Below are 20,525 nucleotides of genomic sequence, written 5' to 3'. Positions count from 1 at the left end.
AGGCAGGCTGGCCGAGTGTCTGGCAAGATGGCCAAGTCAGGCAAGATGGGCGAAGACGTTCCAACACAGGAGGCACAATGAGCAAGGAAGCGAGTGCGGCAGCATTGGAAACGTTCGCCAGAGCGGTGAACACCGGTGAATACCAGCTCTTCAACGATGTGGTTGCGTCCGATTGCGTGGAGCACGATCCCGGCCCAGGGCAGGTACCCGGACCGGACGGCTATCGCGCCCTTTTCACGGAAATGCGAGACGCGTTCCCCGACATGGCCGTGGGGCTCGAAACCCTGGTGCAGGACGGGGATACCATAGCCTTCGCCTACACCTTCACGGGCACGCACCAGGGTCCGCTGATGGGCATCCCGGCCACGGGCAAAAGCGTGCGCTTCCGCGGGATGCAAATCTCACGATTTGAGGGTGGAAAGATGGTCGAAAGATGGGGCAGCTCCGATCAGCTCGGCATGCTGCAGCAGATCGGCGCCCAGGTCCGGTAGGGCTTCTACAATAGCGCTTAGGCACACATGGCGCAGATTCAGGAAAACGACTTCATCACCAGCGTTGCGGACGCACTGCAATTCATCAGCTACTATCACCCGACCGATTACATCCGGAGTTTGAGCCGGGCGCACGAGTTGGAGCAGTCGGAAGCGGCTCGGGATGCGATGGCGCAAATCCTGATTAACAGCCGCATGTGCGCCGAGGGACACCGGCCCATCTGTCAGGACACCGGCATCGTGACGGTATTTCTGAAGGTGGGCATGGGCGTGCGCTTTGTGGATGCGAGCGGTGCGATCACGCAGATGAGCCTGCAGCAGATGTGCGACGAGGGCGTTCGCCGGGCGTACAACGACCCGGACAATACACTGCGGGCGAGTGTGCTGGCCGACCCGGCTTTCAGCCGCAAGAACACAAAAGACAACACGCCCAGTGTTGTCGTCGTGGACTTGGTTCCGGGCGACGAGGTTGAGGTGACGGTTGCGGCGAAGGGTGGCGGCAGCGAGGCCAAGTCCAAGTTCGCCATGCTAAACCCGTCGGACTCCATCCTCGATTGGGTGCTGAAGATGGTGCCGCAGATGGGTGCGGGGTGGTGTCCGCCGGGCATGCTTGGGATCGGCATCGGCGGCACGGCCGAGAAGGCGATGTTGCTGGCCAAGCAGGCGCTCATGGACCCGATCGACATGCAGGAACTGATCGCGCGCGGGCCTCAAAACAAGACCGAGGAGCTGCGCATTGAGCTCTATCGCAAGGTGAATGCGCTGGGCATTGGTGCGCAGGGGCTGGGTGGCCTGACGACCGTGCTGGATGTGAAGATTCTGGACGCGCCGACCCACGCGGCCAATCTGCCGGTGGCGATGATCCCAAACTGCGCGGCGACGCGGCATGCTCATTTTGTGCTGAACGGATCGGGTCCGGCGAAGCTGGATCCGCCATCGCTGAGTGACTGGCCGGAGCTGACCTATAACCCCACGAACGCCCGGCGCGTGAACCTGGATTCGGTAACGCGGGGAGAGGTTGCGACCTGGAAAGCAGGCGAAGTGGTGTTGCTGAGCGGAAAGCTGCTGACCGGGCGCGACGCGGCGCACAAGCGCATGGCCGACATGCTGGCGCGCGGCGAGGCGCTGCCGGTGGACTTCCGCAATCGCTTTATCTACTACGTTGGGCCGGTGGACCCGGTACGCGACGAGGTCGTTGGGCCGGCCGGTCCTACGACTGCCACGCGCATGGATAAGTTCACGCGGCTGATGCTGGAGCGCACTGGCCTGCTGGGTATGGTGGGCAAGAGCGAGCGCGGCGAGGCGGCCATCGAAGCCATTCGCGACAACGGTGCCGTGTACCTGATGGCCGTGGGTGGAGCGGCTTACCTGGTGTCGAAAGCGATCAAGGCGTCGCGGGTTTTAGCGTTTGAGGATCTGGGCATGGAGGCCATTTACGAGTTCACCGTGGAAGACATGCCGGTGACCGTAGCCGTGAGTGCGGACGGGACAAGCGTACATACCACCGGTCCGGCGGAGTGGTCCCAGCGCATTGCACAAGGCAGCCTGGCGGGCGTGCCGATCTTCGCTTAGGTACGGACCCGGCGGCGCGTCAATCGGCGCGCGTGGTGTGCAGCACGCGGAGGACCCGGTCGTTCGCGTCCAGCGGCGTCAGCCAGAACTCCGGGATGATCGTGGAGAGCGGGCCGGAGTAGACGAGCACCGTCTGGCAGCCGTCCGGCGGTTCCGGCAGCGCGGCGCACTGCATGGTCCGCGAGGGCTGGCCGGCACGCTGCAGAACGGTGGCCCGGGTGTCACCGGGGTGGAGCGCCACAAAGCGCTTGCCCCACGTTCGCGAGCGGATCAGCGCCCCGAAGAACAGGGCGCTGAAGGCCAGGAGCACGAGCAGAAGAATGCGCACAATCCGCATGGGCCGATGCTAAAGCACACGCGGTTAGAGTGTTGCGGCCGCTTCCCAATGCTCCGCGAAGACCACATCGGAAAGGGGGCGCCGCTCACGCGGAGCCTGCTCCAGACCCTGGTATTTGTCGGGCAGGTTTGCGGGATCGCCCAGGTAGCCCAGAGCCCAGCAGGCTGCGGGCTCGAAGTCGGCTGGGACCGCGAAGTAAGCGGTGAGGGTGACCGGGTCGAAACCACCCATGCCGTGTATGTGCAGACCGAGGGCCGTAGCCTCAAGCGCCATGTTCTGGCAGGCCGCGCCTACGTCATGAAGCGCCGTGCGGTTTGGAGCTCCGCCCTTGGTGAAGGTCTTCTTGGCAAATGCAGCGAAAAGAACCGGCGCCGATCCGGCCCAAAGCTGGTTGCCAGGAACCAGGGAGTTGAAGATCTTCTCGTAGGTGGGGTCGCCCTTGCGCCCCAACAGAAAGCGCCATGGCTGCTCGTTCTGGGATGACGCGGCCCATGCGCCTGCGGTGAAGATGGTCTGCAGGTCTTGATCGGAGACGGGCTTGTCTGAGAAGGCGCGTGGACTCCAGCGATGCAGGATGGTGCGTTCGACGGGCAGGTGCGTCACGGCGTGCTTCACGTGTTCCAGATCAGGCATTTCCAAAGACCTCTCGCCTGAACAAGATGCCATCGCCCGCCGAACGATGCACTGCAATCAGGATGCAGTGAGCCGCAGACGGCGCACATTGGTGAGCTGAAACGCCGAAAGAGCGCGGCTGGGTGTGGTGGAATGAAGGAATGGCCGAAAGTGTTTTCGACGTTGTGGTGATCGGCGCGGGGCCCACCGGGCTGGCATGCGCCATTGACGCGCAGAATGCGGGGTTACGGGTGGTGCTGGTAGATAAGGGCTGCTTGTGCAATTCCCTGTTCCACTACCCGGCCCACATGACATTCTTCACGACGCCCGAACTCCTCGAGATCGGAAACATGCCCTTCTCCAGTCCGAATCAGAAGCCGACCCGCAGCGAGGCGTTGGAGTACTACCGGAAAGTGGCAGAGCACTACCGGCTGGACGTGAGGCAGTATCACCGGGTGGATGGCGTGAGCGGCAGCGACGGCGATTTCCGGGTTCATGTGACGGATCGGTTCGGCCGGAAGAGTGATCTGAGCGCACGCAAATTGATCGTCTCAACCGGGTACTACGACCTGCCGAACTACCTAGATGTGCCGGGCGAGGACCTGTCGAAGGTGCACCACTACTACAATGAGCCGCACCCGTTTTTCGGGTTGGAGGTGCTGGTCGTGGGCGGAAAGAACTCTGCCGCGATTGCCGCGCTGGACCTGTGGAGGCACGGCGCCAAGGTGACTCTGGTGCACCGGGGGCCGCAGATGCATCGCCACGTGAAGTACTGGATCCTGCCAGACATCCAGAACCGGATCAAAAACGGCGAGATCCGGGCCCACTTCAACTCCACGGTGCAGTCGATCCGAGAGGATGAAGTGACGCTGCAGACACCGGAAGGAACGCTGACGGTGCCGAACGACTTCGTCTTTGCGCTGACGGGGTACCACCCTGACTTTGGATTCATCGAACGCATGGGTGTGACCCTGGACCCCGACAACGGTCGCTGCCCGATGGTGAATCCTGAGACGTTGGAGTCCAACGTTCGAGGCATTTATCTTGCTGGCGTGATTGTGGCGGGCGAGCGAACAAACGAGATCTTCATTGAGAACGGGCGCTTTCACGGAGCGCTGATCGCACGGGATCTCTCGGCCAAAATACCGGCAGGAATGGCTGCCTGATGCGGCCGGCCAAACAGGGCCGTAAGCGAGGCCCTACCGGGTTGGTGGAGCGTACGGCATGGGAGTGATGCCGCGATCCATTCTGGGCCGGTTTATCGCGGGCACCCTTGTGACGCAGGTGGTGGTGTTTGCGTGCTTCCTGTTGTTTGGCGTGCGCCGGGAGCTGGCCCTGAACGATCAGCGAAGCGCGGATCGGCTGCGGAGCCAGGCCGGCGTGCTGGCGTCGCTCGCCGGAGAGGCGATGGAGGACCACGACGCCGGGCAACTGGATTCCGTGTTCCGGAGTGTTGCGATTACCACGGTGCTGCGCGGCGCCAGACTCACGGACGAGAACGGGAATACGCTGCGGGTGAGTAACCCCTCCCTGCCTAGCGACTTATCGCCGGAAGAGCGTGGTCTGCTGTTTGACCTGAAGGTTCACCCGGGGTACCGGGTGCTGTCGCTGGAAGGCGGCCACATGGTTGCGGTGCTGCCGTTTGTGCGCGGTGACGTTCGCGGCATCATCTGGACATACCCGGACGTCTACACCTCCAACCGCGCGCCCCGCGCAGTGCTGAAGTATGCAGGGTTGTACGCGGTATGCGCGCTGGTGGGGAACCTGCTGCTGATCTGGGCGCTGTCGACGGACATAGCCCGGCCGCTACGGCGGCTGCGGCGAGCTTCGCTGGGTGTCGTAGCGAACCCGCTTGATCTGTCCGCGTTTCCCTTGCCCGTGCACGGGGAGGGTGAAACTGCGGAGCTGACCGAAGGCGTGAACGCGATGGTGGGCGAGGTGGAGCAGCAGCGCCGAAGCACGCAGGACACGCTTGCGCTGCTGGACTCGATGCTGAGCGTAGCGCCAGTAGGTTTTGCCTTCTTTGACCGCGAGATGCGGTACGTGCGCGTGAACCAGACCCTGGCAGAGACGCACGGCGTGCCTGTTGCGGCCCACAGTGGAAAAAGGCTCCGCGACCTGATGCCACCGGGGGCTTCGCTGAGCGTCGCGGAGCAAAAGGAACATTGGATCGATCACGTCTTCCGCACAGGCGAAGCGGTTCACGATCGTGAGATCAAGGGCGAAATGCCGGGGCGGCCTGGCGAGCAGCGCGCGTGGCGCGACACGTTCTATCCCATTAGCAACCGCGACGGTGGTGTGCAGTGGGTTGGGGTGATCGTCACCGAGGTGACGGAGCGCCTACTTTCAGAAGAGGCGCTGCGACGGTCGGAGAAGCTGGCGGCGGCGGGACGGCTGGCGGCCTCCATCGCCCACGAGATCAACAATCCATTGGAAAGCGTCACCAACCTGCTGTATCTGCTGTCGCTGGATGAGACGTTGGCACCGGACTCGCAGAGCTACGTGGCGATGGCCCAGCAGGAGCTGAGCCGGGTGTCGGAGATTACACAGCAGACGCTACGCTTCTACCGGCAGTCGAGCCTGCCCTCTGACACGCACGTCGCCGACGTGCTGAAATCGGTGCTGGTGCTGCACCAGGGCAAACTGCACGCGGCGGGTATTCAGGTGCGCAAGCGCATCGCCGAAGACGTGGTCGTGTTTGGGTATACGGGCGAGCTGCGGCAACTGCTGGCTAACCTGGTGGGCAATGCAGCGGACGCGATGCCCCACGGCGGCACGCTGCACCTGAGGGTGCGGCGGGGAACGCGAGGCGACGAGGGTGGGATTTGGATCACCGTCGCAGACACGGGTACGGGAATGACGGAGGCGGTCCGGAAACGGATCTTCGAGCCGTTCTTTACGACCAAAGAGGCGACGGGGACGGGACTGGGACTGTGGGTGAGCACGGAGATCGTGGGCAAGCATCGCGGCACCATCCAGGTACGCAGCCGGGCTGCGGTCGCGCCTACGACCATCGCACTGGTGCAGCAGCGGCCGACCGGAACGGTGTTTCGCCTGTTCTTTCCCAACGGCGGAGTTCCGCGCGGGCCGGTGATCTTGCGCATGCCGCGCCCGGGAGAGGCCACGCCTCGTGAAGCAGGCGCCTCGGCCTAGCTGAGGATCCGCCGACGGAAGCCGCGCACGCCCACAGCGGTGAGACCCACCAGGAAAACCAACAGCATGGCCAGGATCGCCGCCGGGTTCATGTGCGGCAGCGCAGGCGTAAGCGAGGCGCGCAGACCCTCGGTCATGTAGACGATGGGGTTGATCAGTACCAGGTACTGCAGCCAGCGCAGGTGTACCAGCGCGGCCCACGGGTAGTAGACGCAGCCGAGAAACGTGATCGGAATGACAATCACGGAGAAGATGAGGCCGATCTGCTGCGGCTTGACCGCCGTTCCGATGGCGAGGCCGAGCGCGCCCGCCGTGAGCGAAGCCAAGATGACGATCGCAATCAGGTAAGGCCAACTGGTGACGTGGACCGACACGGGCGTGGACGGGATGTAGTACGCCAGCGGGAAGACGATAGCGGCTGCGACGACAGATTGCATCGCCGAGAAGACGACCTTTTCAATGGCGACAAACGCGTGCGGCAGAGGACACATGACGCGGTCGTCGATTTCGCGCGTGGAGCCAAAGTCAACCGCGAGAGGAAGCGCGACCGCGGCTATGCCGGAGAACATGATGCCCACTGCCATGAGCCCGGGCAGGAGCACCGTGGAGAAGTTTGCTCCCGTTCCTTCGGCCATGTGCGCAGTCGGATTCATGGCAGCCGCGCCGCTCATGTGCGGCAGAACGTAGGTGAAGACGAAGAGGAAGAGCAGCGGATTCATGCAGACGCGAATAACGAACGGAACCAGCTCGCGGCGCAGCACATGCAGGTCGCGCAGCAGGATGCCCCCAAAAGCGCGGGCATACTGGCTGCCGGTGGACACGGGTACAGAAAGCGTGGGTGCGGCGGTGCTCATGCGGACCTTTCTACTCGCGGAGTTCGCGCCCGGTGAGGCGGATGAAGACGGTTTCGAGCGTGGGCTCTGTGATGCGCAGGTCGCGAAGCCCGAAGGTGCCGGCGCGGCGCACCACTTCCGGAAGCAGCCCTTCCTGCCCGGTGCCGAGCAGGCGCAAGCCGGTGGCCGTTTGCTCCACGCTGGTGACGCCCGGCAGGCTGCCAAGCTGTTCGCGTAGAGCAGTGGCGTCCTCGCGCAAGGCGAGTTCATAGACGGTGCTCGCGCCAAGCGAGGCTTTCAGCGCGGCGGGCGTGTCCTGGACCAGGATGCGACCGTGGTCGAGAATGGCGAGCCGATCGCAAAGATCGTCGGCCTCCTCCATGTAGTGCGTAGTTAGGACGACGGTGATGCCCTCTTCGTGCAGGCGGCGCACCGCCTCCCACATGGCGAGACGGCTCTGTGGATCGAGGCCTGCGGAGGGCTCGTCAAGAAAGAGCACGCGCGGGCGGTGCGCGATGGCACGAGCGATCTGGACGCGCTGGGCGAGGCCGCCGGAGAGCTGATTGGGGTAGGCCTTGGCGCGCTCGGAGAGGTGGAACTGGTCGAGCAATTGCGCCGTGCGCTGCTTCGCGTCGGCCGCGGCCAAGCCGAAGTAGAGGCAGTGAAAGTAGATGTTTTCCTCGACGGTGCAGGCGCGTTCCAGAGTGTTGTACTGCGGCACCACGCCCATGTAGCGGCGGGCCGCAGCGGCGTTGCGCACCACGTCGACGCCCGCGATGTGGGCATTTCCAGCGGTAGGTAGCGCGCGCGTAGTGCAAATGGAGATGGTCGTGGTCTTGCCGGCACCGTTGGGCCCTAGCAAGCCAAAGATGCGGCCCTGTGGGACGACGAGGTCGATGCCATCCAGAGCGACCACTTCGTTGGCCCCGCGATATACCTTGCGCAGTCCGCTCAGGCGGACGACGTCTCCGGATTCGTTGCTGTCCTGCATCACTCGCGCTTTGACTCCGAGGAAGATGGTACGCCGGGCGGGTTAGCTGGCCGCGGCTGCCGCTGGCGTGTGCGGATCGACCTTGGCGCCGTCTGTCACATTGTCGCCCGGCGAGAGGATGACCATATCGCCTGGACGCAGGCCGTTGAGAACTTCTGTGGATGCGCCAAAATCGCGTCCCAGGGTGAGGTTCCGAAGATGCGCGATGTGGTTGGAATCGACAACAAAGGCCTGCGGCCCCGCGGAGCGTACCAGCAGCGCGTTGGCCGGGATGAGCAGGGGCGGCGTGGTGCTGCGCGTGTTGAAGAGCACGGTCGCAAACATGCCGGGAAGAATGCGGCCATCCGAATTGGGAAGGTCGATTTCTGCAAGAAGGGTGCGGGAGCTGGGATCGATGGACGACGACGTTCTGGCGATGGTGCCCGTGAAGGTCTGGCCAGGGAGCTCGCGGAACTGCACCTGCGCCGTGCGCGCGGTGAGTACGGCCGGGGCGCTAGCCTGCGGCACGTTGGTAAAGACGCGCACCGTGCCGGACTGGCCGATGGTGAACAACTGCGTCACGGAGGTAGCGGAACCGGCAGAGATGAGCGAGCCGTTATCGATGCCGCGGCTGAGAATGGTGCCAGTGAAGGGTGCAACGACTTTGGAGAAGCCGGCCTGCTCCTGCAGCGAGCGGACGTTGGCCTCGCCGGCGGCGATGTTGGCCTGGGCGGCTTGCACGGTGGCATCGTTGGCACCGGACTGCGCGGCCTGCTGGTCGGCGGATTCGCGGGAGACGACGCCCTGCTGATAAAGCTGCTCGTAGCGCTGGTTGTTGAGCGTAGTAAGGTGCGCGTTGGCGCGGGCCTGCAGCAGTTGGGCCTTGAGTTGAAGCAAGGATGCCTGGGCCTGACGGAGTGATTGCTCGGTCTGCGGATCCTCGATGGTTGCCAGCAACTGGCCGGCGCGAACGTGATCGCCGATATCCACGTAGCGCTTGCGGATATAGCCGGAGGTGCGTGCGTAGATAGGTGTCTGCTCAAAGGCCTGCACGGTGCCGGGCAGTTCCAGGCGGGACTCCGCGCTGCCGGTTTGCACCCGCACAACATCGACCTCTGGCGGACCCATGGTTTCGCGAGCCTCGGTGACCAGAGCGTCGCGATGGCGCAGCTTTGGAATAAGGAAGGCGATGCCGACAAGCACCAGCAGGAGGAAGCTCGCGGCGACGGCGATCACGGTACCGCGTTGCGGCGGAGCCGGATCGGCCGGTGTTGTGCGCGGGTCGTGCTGCTGCTCGGAAGGGGCGTCGATAAAGTTCTGTGCCATGGGTCGTGCGAGTGTCCCTTGCTTGGATTCAGGCTTCGGAGCCTGCTGGTTTGGCTACGTGAGCGAAACGGTTACACGGCCTGCAATACGTCATGTTCTTCCGCTGCCTCTGCGGCGGCCCCCAGCGGAGGAGCCTTGCGCAGCAGCGAGTAGAAGATCGGCACGATGATGAGGGTGGTGGCGGTGGCGACCAGGAGGCCGCCGATCACGGCGCGGCCGAGCGGGGCGTTCTGTTCCCCGCCCTCGCCCATGCCCAGGCTCATGGGCAGCATGCCCAAGATCATGGCGAGCGCGGTCATGAGAACCGGGCGAAGGCGCGTGAACCCAGCAGCCGCCGCGGCCTGCACGCTGTTCAAGCCGGCGGAACGCTGGTCGTTGGCGAAGGTGACCATCAGGATGGAGTTGGCAGTAGCCACGCCAACGGTCATGATGGCGCCCATGAGCGATGGCACGGAGAACGTGGTACCGGTGAGAAAGAGCATCCAGAGGATGCCGCAAGCTGCGCCGGGCAAGGCCATAAGGATGATGAACGGGTCAAGCCAGCTCTGGAAATTGACCACCATGAGCAGGTAGACCAGTGCCACGGCGAAGAGCATGCCGAGGCCGAGGCCGGTAAAGCTGTCGTTCATGCTCTTCACCTGGCCGCGCATGGTCAGGGTTGCGCCCTTGGGCAGTTTGCCCGAGGCCTGGAAGCGATTGAGGATGGTCTGGATGTCGGAAGCGACGCCGCCCAGATCACGCCGTGCAGAGCGGTTCACGTACACGTCGTAGACCGGCTGCACGTTGTAGTGGTTGGTCACAGCGGGCGAGCTGCCGTGCTGGATTTGCGCCACGTTGGACAGGAGCTGGGCCTGCGGTTGCGGCGGAGCGCCGATGGTGGCCGGCGTGGCGACACCGGAGCCGCCGCCCGGCGAGACGGGCAGGGCATTTAGCGCGTCCACCGAGTTGATCTTGTACTGCGGCACCTGAACGACGACCGAGTAGTTGACGCCGTTGACCGGGTTGAGCCAGTAGTTGGGGCTGGCAGTGCCTGAGCCAGCGAGCGAGTACAGCATGCTGTTGGCGACGCTGCCTTCCGTCAGGTTCAGCTCCTGGGCGCGGGTGCGATCCACGTTGACACGGAGTTCCGGCGAGTACAGCACCTGGTGCACATGGACGTCGACCGCTCCCGGCACGGCGGAGATCTGCCTGCGCAGTTCCTGGGCCGCGGCGAAGTTGGCGGCTGCGACGCGACCGCTCACCTGCACGTCGATCGGCGCCGGAAGGCCGAAGTTGAGGATCTGATTCACGATGTCAGAAGCCTGAAAGTAGAAGGTCTCTTCCGGGAACTTCTGGTTCAGAAGCTTGCGCAGCCGTTCGCGGTACTGCACGGTCGGGTGGTGGTCTTCGTTGAGCGAGACGAGGATTTCGCCATCCTGTACGTCGGTGAGCGAGCCGTCGCCGAAGGCGAGATTGAACGAGCCGTTGGGCACACCGATGTTGTCGATCATGGTGTTCAGCTCGTTCGAGGGAATCGTCTGCTGAATGACCGACTCGACCTGCTTGAAGATTTCTTCGGTCTGCTCGATGCGGGTTCCGGGAGGCGTGCGGACGTGCAGGCGGAAGCTGCCGGCGTCGACGTCCGGGAAGAAGTCACGGCCGATGAACGGCACCGTGCAGAAGGAGATGAGCAGGAAGATGCCGAAGCAGGTGAGCGTAAAGCGGGAGTGGCAGAGTGTCCACTCAAGCAGGCGCTGGTAACGCGTGCGCAGGCGTTCAAAGAAGCGGTTGAAGGCGAAGTGGGTCTGCCAGATAAAGCCGAGCGAACGGCGCTCGCGTTCCATGGCCTCCTGCTCGGCCGGCGAGAGATGGTGCGCTTCGTGCTCGGCTTCCAGCAGTTTGTAGACGCCGACTTCCTTCTTCAGGAGGAAGTCGACCATGGTGGGCACCAGCGTTCGCGAGAGTAGGTAGCTGGCAAGCATGGCGAAGACGACCGCCATGCCAAGCGGCGTGAAGAGGCTCTTGGCCGCGCCGGAGAGGAAGACGACCGGCACAAAGACGATGCAGATGGAGAGCGTCGACACAAACGCTGGAACGGCGATCTGTTGCGCGCCGTCGAGGATGGCCTGCTGAATCTGCTTGCCCATGCCGAGATTGCGGTGAATGTTCTCGATCTCAACGGTGGCGTCGTCGACCAGGATGCCGACGGCGAGGCCAAGGCCGCCGAGCGTCATGGTGTTGAGCGTCTGACCCAGGAACTTGAGCGTGATGATCGAGACCAGGATCGACAGCGGGATAGAGATGGCGATGATGACGGTGGAGCGCCACGATCCGAGGAAGAGCAGGATCATGATGGCGGTGAGGCCGGCGGCGATCACGGCCTCTTTCACCACACCCTGCAGCGCCGCCTTCACGAAGACCGACTGATCGAAGAGCAGCTTGATCTCTGGCGCGGGTGGCGGCATGTTCGCGATGATGGCGGGCAGGCGCGCGCGCACCCGCTTCACGATGTCCAGCGTGGAAGCGTTGCTGGACTTGAGGATGGTCATCAGCGTGGAGCGCCGACCGTTGACGCGCACGATGGATTGCTGGACGGCAAAGCCCTCATGCACCTGGGCCACGTCGCGCATGTAGATGGTGGCGCCGTTGACCTGCTTGACGGGGATGTCGTTCAGTTGCCCAACCACCTGCGGCGAAGCGTTGGTGCGGACGGTGTAATCGGTGGTTCCGACCTTGGCGTCGCCGGCGGGCAGGATCAGGTTCTGCGCCGTTAGAGCGTTGACCACATCGTTGGGCGAGAGACCCTTGCTGTAGAGAGCTTGCGGGTCCAGGTCGACCATGATCTGGCGAGCCTTGCCGCCGTAGGGCGATGGAACCTGAGCTCCCTGCACCGTGGCCAACTGAACGCGGAGGAAATTTAGGCCGAGATCGTACAGGTCGGCTTCGCTGAGTTTGGGCGAAGACAGAACCGCCTGCAGGATCGGGACATTGGACGCGGAGAACTGCAGGATGAATGGCGGCGTAGTGCCGGGCGGCAGGATGCGCAGGATGGTCTGGTTGACGGCGGTGACCTGGGCGACGGCGGCGTCGATACGGGTGCCAGGCTGGAAGAACACCTTGATGACGGAGACGCCGGCGACCGACTGCGACTCGATGTGCTCGATGTCGTTCACGGCGGTGGTCATGGAGCGCTCGCTGATGGTGGTGAAGCGCTTTTCCATTTCGTCGGGGCTGGTGCCGCTGTAACTCCAGACGACGCTGACGACCGGAATGTCGATGGGCGGAAAGATGTCGGTCGACATGGTCTCGATGGAGACGATGCCGAGCACAAGGATCAGCACCGACATGACCACGAACGTGTAGGGGCGCCGAAGCGCGAGTTGCACGATCCACATGCGGGGACTCCTGTGTTGTTCCGGACCTGAGATAGAGGACGTAGCGGACGGTACGGTGGCCGCGCGACCCGTGTTGGCCCGCTCCGGTTACCGCACACCAACGCCGAACATCGCTTGTTCCGGAGGTGCTAGCTCCATGATGCCCCAGCCTGCACCAAAGATGCGACGGTGACGCGTTGCCGCGCATAGAATGAACGGCATGGCTCGAGGCTGGGAAAGCAAGAACGTGGAAGAACAACAGGAACTGGCAGGCGGAGCCGTACCAGCGGACGCGGCCGAGCCTGCGGCGCCAGCAGGCAAACGGCAGGAAGAGCAGGAGCGGCAGCGGCGCCTGCAAGGACTGCAGATGCAGCGGGAACGCATCCTGTCGGAACGGACCAGCAGCCCGCACCGGCGGTCGGCGCTGGAGCTGGCGCTGGCGGATGTGGAACGCGAGCTGGAACAGCTTGGCTGGACCGTTCACCTGTAGGCGAGGCTGCTGCGGGCTGGAGCAGGCGCCCCGGCCGAGCATGAACTTCTGATTGCAACAACGAAGGATGGAACGGATGCCGCTGTATCTTGGCGTGGACGCGGGTGGCACTACCACGACCTATGTTCTGGCGGATGCGCACCAGGAGCTCGCGCGCGCCCAAGGTGGCAGCATTAAGCGGATGCGGGTGGCCGCGGACGTGGCTGAGGCCAATCTGGAGGGCGCCTGCGCTGACCTGGAGCGGCGAAGTGGGCGGAGCCTGCGTGAGGTAACTCGCACGTGCATCGGTGCGGCGGGCTTCTCAGTTCCTCTGGTTTCGGAGTGGCTGGCGACGGCCTTTGCGGAGCGAACGGGGGGCGAACTGCTGCTGGTGGGCGATGTGGTGATCGCACTGGATGCCGCGTTCCAGGGTGGCCGTGGTGTGCTCGCGTTGGCGGGAACGGGGTCGAATGTGGCGGCTCGCACCGCCGACGGCCGGGTGACCAATGCGGGCGGATGGGGACCGGCGGTCAGTGACGAAGGCTCCGGCCATGCGATCGGGCGCGATGCGGTTCGGGCCGCCTTCCGATCCATCGACTCCGAGGAGTACACGGTGCTGACGGAACGCATCGCTGCCTTCTGGCAGGTGGACCTGCCGCACATGGTTGGGCATGTGAACATGCAGCCTCCGCCAGACTTCACCAAGCTGGTGCCGCTGGTGAGCGAAGCTGCGCGTGAGGGCGACGTGGCGGCGCAACAGGTGTTGCGAAACACAGGGCATGCCCTGGGCGAGACCACGCTGCTGGCCATTGCAAAGGTCAGGCGCATGGAAGGCGAGGCGTACGCGGGACCTCCGCCGGTGGCCTTTGCCGGCTCGGTGCTGCGGTACGTGGAGCCGGTGCGGTCAGCAATTGTGGAGACGTTGCGCGCCGAGTACCCATCGATTGCCGTGCTTCCGGACGTGATCGAGCCGGTGCAGGGCGCGCTGTGGCGCGCACGAGCCAATCCTGAAGCCGCGCTACATGAGGCTGTGTCGCGCTAGCACGAGGCTCTCCTGAAACATGGCGGTGGGCAAAGCTGTAGCGCTCCGTTCATACTGGGTGGCGCAAAGTTTGAAGTGAAGTGAAGGAAAGAAGGAGTACTGGGTGACCTTGAACCGGCGTACGTTTCTGCAATTGAGTTCTCTGGCGGCTGGCAACACGTTGCTGGCGCAAAAGGCGCAGCGTGAACGGCACATGCCTCTGCACAAAGCCGGCGTGGAGGGAAGCGCGGACCTGACCAAGTATGTGAACCTGTTCTGCGGAACGGGTGGTCACGGCCACACCTATCCAGGAGCAACGGTACCGTTTGGCGCCGTGCAGTTGAGCCCGGACACGGGCAACCACGGCTGGGATTGGTGCTCCGGGTACTACACGACAGACACGTCGATTATGGGATTCAGCCACACGCACCTGAGCGGAACGGGAGCGGCGGACCTGCTGGACTTCCTTGTTGTTCCGAGGCTGGGCGAGGTGAAGCTGCTGCCCGGGGACAAGAACCAGCCGGACACCGGCTACCGTACGCGGTTTTCGCATTCCGATGAACATGCGGAGCCCGGCTTCTACTCCGTGAAGCTGGCCAGCGGCGTGTTGGCGGAGTTGACCACGACCGAGCGCGTCGGCGTGCACCGGTACACTTTCCCGCAGGGCGGAGATCCGGCGCACCTGCTGGTGGATCTGCTGCATGGATGTGAGGAAACCGAGGGTTTGCAGAACGGCGAGCTGACGCCGGAAAATCTGAAGCAGAACCGCGTTGGCAGCGCCGAGGTGAACGTGGTCGGCAATGACACCGTGACCGGCGGCCGCGTGATGCACGTGTGGGCGCCGACGCGGCAGATCTACTTCGCCATGGTGTTCGAGCGGCCTTTCAAGAAGGTGCAGCTCTACAGCGATCTGAAGCCGGTGGACGGCACTTCTGCAAAGGGTCGCGTGCTGCATGCAGCCGTGTATCCGGACACCAGCGGACCGGTGCTGGTCAAGGTCGGCATCAGCATGGTGAGCGCGGAAAATGCGCTGGCAAACGTGAAGGCAGAAGTGCCGGCGTTTGACTTTGAAGGCGTCCGCGCCAACGCTAAGGCGGCGTGGAACAAGGAACTAGCCCGCATTCAGGTGGACAGCTTCGACACGCAGCGCAAGACGATCTTCTATACCGCCATGTACCACATGATGTGCGCACCAACGCTGGCCGACGACGTGAACGGACAGTACCGGGGCATGGATCAGAAGGTGCATACGGTAGACGCGGGCCAGCACAACTTCAGCACCTACTCGCTGTGGGACACCTTCCGCGCGCTGCACCCGAGCTTCACACTGTGGCAGCAGGAGCGCGTCGCACCCATGGTGAACTGCCTGGTGCGCATGGCCGAAGAGAGCCCGGCCGGCATGCCGATCTGGCCGCTGCAGGGTGGCGAGACGTTCTGTATGACCGGGTATCACTCCGCCAGCGTGATGGCCGAGGCCTGCACGAAGAAGGTGCCGGGCATCGACTGGTCTCGCGCCTACGCAGTGATGCGCAAGCGCAACATGGATGACGACTACATGGGCCTGAACTTCTACCGCACGCTGGGGTACATCCCCGCCGACAAGATGAACGAGTCGGTAAGCAAGGCTGTGGAGTACATGTACAACGACTGGGCCTGCGCGCACGTTGCGGAGGCGACCGGCCACGCGGAAGATGCGGCGATCCAGCGTAAGCGGTCGCAGAACTACCGCAATCTGTTCGATCCGAAGACGCAGTTCATTCGCGCCAAGATGAGCAACGGCGAGTGGACGCCCAACTTCGATCCGAAGGCGACCGGCCACTTTCCGCGCGGAACGAAGCATGCATACCGCGACTACACCGAGTCGAACGCCTGGCAGACGACCTTCTTTGTGCAGCACGATGCGAAGGGCTACATCGAGACGTTCGGCGGACGGGACAGCTTCAATAAGAAGCTCGATTCCCTCTTTGTGCAGGAGCCTGGCGTCAGCAACGAAGATGTGTCGGACATGTCGGGCTACATCGGGCAGTACGTGCACGGCAATGAGCCGAGCCACGCGATCGTGTTCCTGTACACGTACTCGGGCCAGCCGTGGAAGACGCAGATGCGGACGCGCCAGATCCTGGACACGCTGTACCACAACGACTTCGATGGCCTGGCCGGCAACGAGGACTGCGGGCAAATGTCCGCGTGGTACGTGATGGCGGCGATGGGCCTGTACGCCGTGGACCCGGTGAGCGCGACCTATGTTCTGACTGCGCCCGTGTTCGACTCGACGCGGGTGCGGCAGGCAAATGGCCGCGAACTCGTCATCGAGACGAAGCGGAACGCGCCGACCGATCAGTACATCCAGCAGGTGAAGCTGAACGGCAAAGTGCTTGACCGCCTGTGGGTGACGCACGAGGAGCTGCAGGGCGGACATCTGCAGTTCACACTTGGTGCCGAACCGAACATGACGCTGGGCGTCGATCCGCGCGTGGCGCCGCCGTCGCTAACGGCGTAGTTCCTCTCCTTGTGACTCTGGCAGGTGTGTGTCCGGTAAACTGGGCATACACCCACCAGGAGCACACTTCCGCATGTCGAACGCGGTACAAGCGCAGGACGGCAGATCGCCGAAACAGGCGCTTACCTTTCAGGAAATCTTATTCGCGCTGCAGCGATTCTGGGCTGAGCGCGGCTGCGTGTTGCAGCAACCGTTTGATGTCGAGGTGGGCGCTGGAACCATGAGCCCAGACACGTTTTTGCGCGTGCTGGGCCCCAAGCCGGTGCGGATCGCGTATGCGCAGCCTTCGCGCAGGCCGGCCGACGGCCGCTATGGCGAAAATCCGAATCGCCTATACAAGCACACGCAGTTGCAGGTGATCCTGAAGCCGCCACCGGCCAACATCCAGGACCTGTACCTGCAGAGCCTGGAAGCGATTGGCATTGTGCTGGCAGACCACGACATCAAGTTCGAGGAAGACAACTGGGAGTGGCCGGTTGGCGGTGCATGGGGCGTCGGCTGGCAGGTGATGATGGACGGCCAGGAGATCACGCAGTTCACGTACTTTCAACAGTGCGGCGGCTTGGACCTGGATCCCATCAGCGGCGAGATTACATACGGCCTGGAGCGGCTGGCACAGTTCCTGCAGGACGTGGACTCGATCTACGAGATTGAGTGGGCGCGTGAGCCGGACACCGGCAAGGTCACGACCTATGGCGAGATTCGCTCGCCTGAAGAGCAGCAACTGTCGGCGTACAGCTTCGACTACGCAGACGTAGACAAGCTGTGGGCGCACCTGAACACCTATGAGGCGGAATGCCTTGCCCTCCTGGAAGCGGCGAAGGGCTTCGGCGAAGAGACGGACACGCTGCGGCTGAAGCGCTTCCCTGTTCTGGGCGCGTATGAGCTGGCGCTGAAGTGTTCGCACCTGTTCAACAACCTGGACGCGCGCGGCGCGATCTCCGTGACGGAGCGCGTTGGCGTGATGGCGCGCATTCGCAACCTGATCGTGGGCGTTGCCAAGGCCTATGCCGCGCAAGGTGAGAGACTCGCGTTTCTGAACGCACCACCTGCCGAAGCTGCAACGGAGGTGGCGCATGGCTGATTTTCTGTTTGAGCTTGGGCTGGAAGAGGTGCCCGCGCGCATGCTGGCGGACGCTGAGGCGGAGCTGCTGCTGCGAGTGCGCGAGATGCTGGGCCGCGAGCGATTGATTGCGGAAGATGCGGCGATCGAGAGCTTCTCCACACCGCGTCGGCTCGCAGTGCTGGTGCATGGCGTGGCCCAACAGCAGCCCGATGCAGAAGAGGAACTGACCGGGCCTCCTGTGAAGGCGGCGTTCAAGGATGGAGCGCCGACTGCCGCGGCACATGCCTTCGCGAAGAAGGCGGGCGTTGCCGTGGAAGAGCTGCGCACCGTGACCAACGCGAAGGGTGAGTACCTCGCGGCGACGCTGAAGCACGCCGGCAAGCCTGCGGCAGACGTGATCGCCGCCGAGTTACCGCGCGAGATCGCTGCAATCTACTGGGCGAAGAATATGTACTGGCGACCGGGTAAGCCGGAGCGGTTCGTCCGGCCGGTGCAATGGATCGTCGCGCTGCTGGACGAGACCGTGGTGCCGGTCGAATGGGCCGGCCGCGCGGCAGGCAATCTGACCTACGGTCATCGCGTGCTGCACGGGGCTGAGCCCGTCCGCATTGCACAGCCGGCTGGCTATGGCGAAACGTTGCGCAGCGCATCTGTGCTGGCGAATGTGGAGGAACGGCGGCATCGCATTCGCAAGGCGCTTGATCACGTGACGCGAACAGTCCCTAACGCGCGTTGGCGCGAAGACCATGCGCTGGTCGACAAGACCACGCACCTGACGGAGTGGCCGTCGGTGATCCTGGGCAGCTTTGAGCCGGAGTACCTTGCGCTGCCCGAAGAGGTACTGGTGACGGTGATGCGCGACCATCAGAACTACTTCGCGCTGGAGGGCACAGACGGCAAGCTGTTGCCTCACTTCCTGGCCGTGCTGAACACCGAGGTAAGCGAGCGCGCACAGAGCATCATCCGGCATGGCAACGAGCGCGTGATTCGCGCGCGCTTCAACGATGCCCGATTCTTCTACGAGTTCGACCAGCGCACACCCCTGCAGGACCGCGTCGCATTGCTGGACAAGGTGACGTTCCAGCGCGACCTGGGCAGCTATGCAGCGAAGACGGAACGCGTGCGTGCTGTGGCTACGAAGCTTGGTGCACTTGCAAAGAGCGGCGGCAAGACTATCGATCTCGGCGCGCTGGACACGGCTGCGCAGTTGAGCAAGACCGACCTGACGAGTGAACTGGTCAAAGAGTTCACGGAGCTGCAGGGCGTGGTTGGTGGCTTGTATGCACGCGCGCAGGGGTTGGGTGAGCCGGTGGCGATGGCGATCTACGACCAGTACCTGCCGGCGTCGATGGAGGACGAGATCCCGCGGACGCTCGAGGGAGTTCTGCTCTCCATGGCGGACAAGGCGGACACGATCGGCGGCATGTTCGGGCTGGGGCTGCAGCCTACCGGATCGAAGGACCCGTTTGCGTTGCGGCGCGCGGCGAACGGCGTGATCAAGATGCTGGCCGAAAGCACACTGCCACTGACGCTGACGCAAGTGGTCGAGGCTGCGGGGCCGAACGCGGCGGCCACACTTCCCTTTTTGCGGGAACGGTTGGAGTGGTACCTGCGCGAGGTTCGAGGTGCCGCGTACGACGTGGTGAATGCCGTGATGGCGACTGCTCCGGATGACGTTCGCGATGCGATGAATCGCGTGGATGCGGTGAGCTCGGCTCGGCAGACCGAGGATTTTGCGGCGATCAGCGCGGCGTTCAAACGGATGCGCAACATCGTGGAGCAGGCGCAGCAAAAGGGCGAGCGTTTCGCTTCGCCTGAGGATGCTGCGGCCGCGCTGTCGCATGATGCCGAAAAGCAGCTTGCCTTGGAAGCGGAGACACGGGCGGCGCAGGTCGAGATGGAGCGTAGCCAGGGCAACTACGATGGCGCACTGCGATCGATTGCGGAGATGCGGCCAGCGGTGGATGCCTTCTTCGACAAGGTGATGGTGATGGCGCCGGAGCCGGAGTTACGGGCGGCACGGCTAGGCCTGCTGCGCCAGATCGTGGCCGAGTTCACGCGCATCGCGGACTTTTCGCAGATCGTAACGGGCGCCTAGGGTCCAAGGGAGAGAGGTTCGCAGGCGAGGGGTCCGACACAGTCTCCTCAACTGCGGATTGAGCGCACCGCTTAGTTCAAGCGCTGCAGACGCGCGATGAGCTTTTCGGCCAGCGGTTCTCCGCTTTCGGTCCACAGCAGGCGCGAGCTGATGCCGCAGTGCTTCTCGACGGAGAGTACGAAGGCCAGCAGCTTCTCAACGTTTTGCTTGATGCGCTCGGCCCCGGTCTCGTCCACATCTTCGTCCTCCTGAACCCAGGGCGTGTCCAGGCCGAAGTCGACGCGGATATGGCCGTTCTGCTCGTAGGCACCGTCGTCGAACTCCGGGCCGAAGCCGATCACCTTCACGGTGGCAGGCTCAAGCCGCCAAGTGGCGTCGAAGCCTTCGGCTGCGGCCTCCGGCTGCCAGAGCTGCCATTTCACCTCGAACTCATAGGCCATATCGTCGTGCAACTGCTCGGTCGCCTCGGCGACGGCGTTGGCGGCGAGGGAGTCGTCGCTGTCCTGCGAACGGTCGTCGTTGACGAAGATCCGCTGAAAGACGGGCGATTCGTGCCAGTCAAGCGGAAGGGCGCTGGCTACGGCGACACGGGATTCGCCGGAGACGCGGGCAAACTGACCCAGAACCGCCGTAAGCTTTTCCGGCAGGGCGGCAAGGCGAAAGTTCGGAAACCAGAGACTCAGATAGAGCTGATCGGACATGCTGCAAGGTTGGATGCGCCGGT

The 20,525-nt window shown here is 63.7% G+C and carries 16 protein-coding genes; 9 read left to right on the top strand and 7 right to left on the bottom strand.

The features are described 5' to 3' along the window. Positions 1–77: 77 nt before the first annotated feature. Complete coding sequence (locus tag OHL12_RS01585; RefSeq protein ID WP_263412089.1) at positions 78–491, top strand: ester cyclase; 414 nt, start codon at positions 78–80, stop codon at positions 489–491. A gap of 27 nt (positions 492–518) precedes the next feature. Then, entirely contained in the window at positions 519–2,063 is a 1,545-nt protein-coding gene (locus OHL12_RS01580; protein WP_263412088.1) for a fumarate hydratase, read from the top strand. A 19-nt stretch (positions 2,064–2,082) separates the two neighbouring features. Here the strand turns inward: OHL12_RS01580 and OHL12_RS01575 are convergent, their stop codons facing one another. Continuing rightward, entirely contained in the window at positions 2,083–2,400 is a 318-nt protein-coding gene (locus OHL12_RS01575) for a hypothetical protein (protein WP_263412087.1), read from the bottom strand. 24 nt (positions 2,401–2,424) lie between these two features. Next, positions 2,425–3,033, bottom strand: coding sequence for a nitroreductase family protein (locus tag OHL12_RS01570; protein ID WP_263412086.1), 609 nt, complete (start codon positions 3,031–3,033; stop codon positions 2,425–2,427). A gap of 140 nt (positions 3,034–3,173) precedes the next feature. On the opposite strand from OHL12_RS01570, the gene OHL12_RS01565 reads away from it, so the two are divergent. Continuing rightward, positions 3,174–4,178 carry a YpdA family putative bacillithiol disulfide reductase gene (locus OHL12_RS01565; RefSeq protein WP_263412085.1) on the top strand — a complete coding sequence of 335 codons (1,005 nt, stop codon included), beginning with the start codon at positions 3,174–3,176 and terminating at the stop codon, positions 4,176–4,178. A gap of 67 nt (positions 4,179–4,245) precedes the next feature. Continuing rightward, positions 4,246–6,165 (top strand): two-component system sensor histidine kinase NtrB, encoded by a 1,920-nt coding sequence (locus OHL12_RS01560; protein WP_263412084.1) that lies wholly within the window; start codon positions 4,246–4,248, stop codon positions 6,163–6,165. Here the strand turns inward: OHL12_RS01560 and OHL12_RS01555 are convergent. The 4 genes from OHL12_RS01555 to OHL12_RS01540 form a co-directional block, all read right to left on the bottom strand. Further along, complete coding sequence (locus tag OHL12_RS01555) at positions 6,162–7,019, bottom strand: ABC transporter permease (protein WP_263412083.1); 858 nt, start codon at positions 7,017–7,019, stop codon at positions 6,162–6,164. The genes OHL12_RS01560 and OHL12_RS01555 overlap by 4 nt on opposite strands. 10 nt (positions 7,020–7,029) lie before the next feature. After that, complete coding sequence (locus OHL12_RS01550; RefSeq protein ID WP_263412082.1) at positions 7,030–7,989, bottom strand: ABC transporter ATP-binding protein; 960 nt, start codon at positions 7,987–7,989, stop codon at positions 7,030–7,032. A gap of 42 nt (positions 7,990–8,031) precedes the next feature. Beyond that, on the bottom strand, positions 8,032–9,294 hold the full coding sequence (locus tag OHL12_RS01545) for an efflux RND transporter periplasmic adaptor subunit (protein ID WP_263412081.1): 1,263 nt from the start codon (positions 9,292–9,294) through the stop codon (positions 8,032–8,034). A 71-nt stretch (positions 9,295–9,365) separates the two neighbouring features. Then, positions 9,366–12,668 carry an efflux RND transporter permease subunit gene (locus OHL12_RS01540; RefSeq protein WP_263412080.1) on the bottom strand — a complete coding sequence of 1,101 codons (3,303 nt, stop codon included), beginning with the start codon at positions 12,666–12,668 and terminating at the stop codon, positions 9,366–9,368. A gap of 199 nt (positions 12,669–12,867) precedes the next feature. On the opposite strand from OHL12_RS01540, the gene OHL12_RS01535 reads away from it, so the two are divergent. The 5 genes from OHL12_RS01535 to glyS all read left to right on the top strand — a co-directional run bounded on the left by OHL12_RS01535 (position 12,868) and on the right by glyS (position 19,801). Continuing rightward, positions 12,868–13,137, top strand: coding sequence for a hypothetical protein (locus OHL12_RS01535; protein WP_263412079.1), 270 nt, complete (start codon positions 12,868–12,870; stop codon positions 13,135–13,137). 76 nt (positions 13,138–13,213) lie between these two features. Then, positions 13,214–14,158 carry an N-acetylglucosamine kinase gene (locus tag OHL12_RS01530; RefSeq protein WP_263412078.1) on the top strand — a complete coding sequence of 315 codons (945 nt, stop codon included), beginning with the start codon at positions 13,214–13,216 and terminating at the stop codon, positions 14,156–14,158. 103 nt (positions 14,159–14,261) lie between these two features. Continuing rightward, complete coding sequence (locus tag OHL12_RS01525; protein ID WP_263412077.1) at positions 14,262–16,637, top strand: GH92 family glycosyl hydrolase; 2,376 nt, start codon at positions 14,262–14,264, stop codon at positions 16,635–16,637. A gap of 73 nt (positions 16,638–16,710) precedes the next feature. Continuing rightward, entirely contained in the window at positions 16,711–17,721 is a 1,011-nt protein-coding gene (locus tag OHL12_RS01520; protein ID WP_263412076.1) for a glycine--tRNA ligase subunit alpha, read from the top strand. Further along, positions 17,714–19,801 carry a glycine--tRNA ligase subunit beta gene (gene glyS, locus OHL12_RS01515; RefSeq protein ID WP_263412075.1) on the top strand — a complete coding sequence of 696 codons (2,088 nt, stop codon included), beginning with the start codon at positions 17,714–17,716 and terminating at the stop codon, positions 19,799–19,801. Before OHL12_RS01520 ends, glyS begins: the two co-directional genes overlap by 8 nt. A 71-nt stretch (positions 19,802–19,872) precedes the next feature. Here glyS and OHL12_RS01510 read toward each other — a convergent pair whose 3' ends face one another. Then, positions 19,873–20,502 carry a hypothetical protein gene (locus OHL12_RS01510; protein ID WP_263412074.1) on the bottom strand — a complete coding sequence of 210 codons (630 nt, stop codon included), beginning with the start codon at positions 20,500–20,502 and terminating at the stop codon, positions 19,873–19,875. Positions 20,503–20,525: the final 23 nt, after the last annotated feature.

This window comes from Terriglobus aquaticus (assembly GCF_025685415.1).
GTDB classification, from domain to species: Bacteria; Acidobacteriota; Terriglobia; order Terriglobales; family Acidobacteriaceae; genus Terriglobus; species Terriglobus aquaticus.
Note: the sequence above shows the minus strand (reverse complement) of the source record. Positions and strands in the feature narration are given on the sequence as shown.

Coding starts and splice junctions, on each gene's coding strand:
- OHL12_RS01585 (WP_263412089.1), top strand. CDS start 78: ATGAGCAAGGAAGCGAGTGCGGCAGCATTGGAAACGTTCGCCAGAGCG.
- OHL12_RS01580 (WP_263412088.1), top strand. CDS start 519: ATGGCGCAGATTCAGGAAAACGACTTCATCACCAGCGTTGCGGACGCA.
- OHL12_RS01575 (WP_263412087.1), bottom strand. CDS start 2,400: ATGCGGATTGTGCGCATTCTTCTGCTCGTGCTCCTGGCCTTCAGCGCC.
- OHL12_RS01570 (WP_263412086.1), bottom strand. CDS start 3,033: ATGCCTGATCTGGAACACGTGAAGCACGCCGTGACGCACCTGCCCGTC.
- OHL12_RS01565 (WP_263412085.1), top strand. CDS start 3,174: ATGGCCGAAAGTGTTTTCGACGTTGTGGTGATCGGCGCGGGGCCCACC.
- OHL12_RS01560 (WP_263412084.1), top strand. CDS start 4,246: ATGCCGCGATCCATTCTGGGCCGGTTTATCGCGGGCACCCTTGTGACG.
- OHL12_RS01555 (WP_263412083.1), bottom strand. CDS start 7,019: ATGAGCACCGCCGCACCCACGCTTTCTGTACCCGTGTCCACCGGCAGC.
- OHL12_RS01550 (WP_263412082.1), bottom strand. CDS start 7,989: ATGCAGGACAGCAACGAATCCGGAGACGTCGTCCGCCTGAGCGGACTG.
- OHL12_RS01545 (WP_263412081.1), bottom strand. CDS start 9,294: ATGGCACAGAACTTTATCGACGCCCCTTCCGAGCAGCAGCACGACCCG.
- OHL12_RS01540 (WP_263412080.1), bottom strand. CDS start 12,668: ATGTGGATCGTGCAACTCGCGCTTCGGCGCCCCTACACGTTCGTGGTC.
- OHL12_RS01535 (WP_263412079.1), top strand. CDS start 12,868: ATGGCTCGAGGCTGGGAAAGCAAGAACGTGGAAGAACAACAGGAACTG.
- OHL12_RS01530 (WP_263412078.1), top strand. CDS start 13,214: ATGCCGCTGTATCTTGGCGTGGACGCGGGTGGCACTACCACGACCTAT.
- OHL12_RS01520 (WP_263412076.1), top strand. CDS start 16,711: ATGTCGAACGCGGTACAAGCGCAGGACGGCAGATCGCCGAAACAGGCG.
- glyS (WP_263412075.1), top strand. CDS start 17,714: ATGGCTGATTTTCTGTTTGAGCTTGGGCTGGAAGAGGTGCCCGCGCGC.
- OHL12_RS01510 (WP_263412074.1), bottom strand. CDS start 20,502: ATGTCCGATCAGCTCTATCTGAGTCTCTGGTTTCCGAACTTTCGCCTT.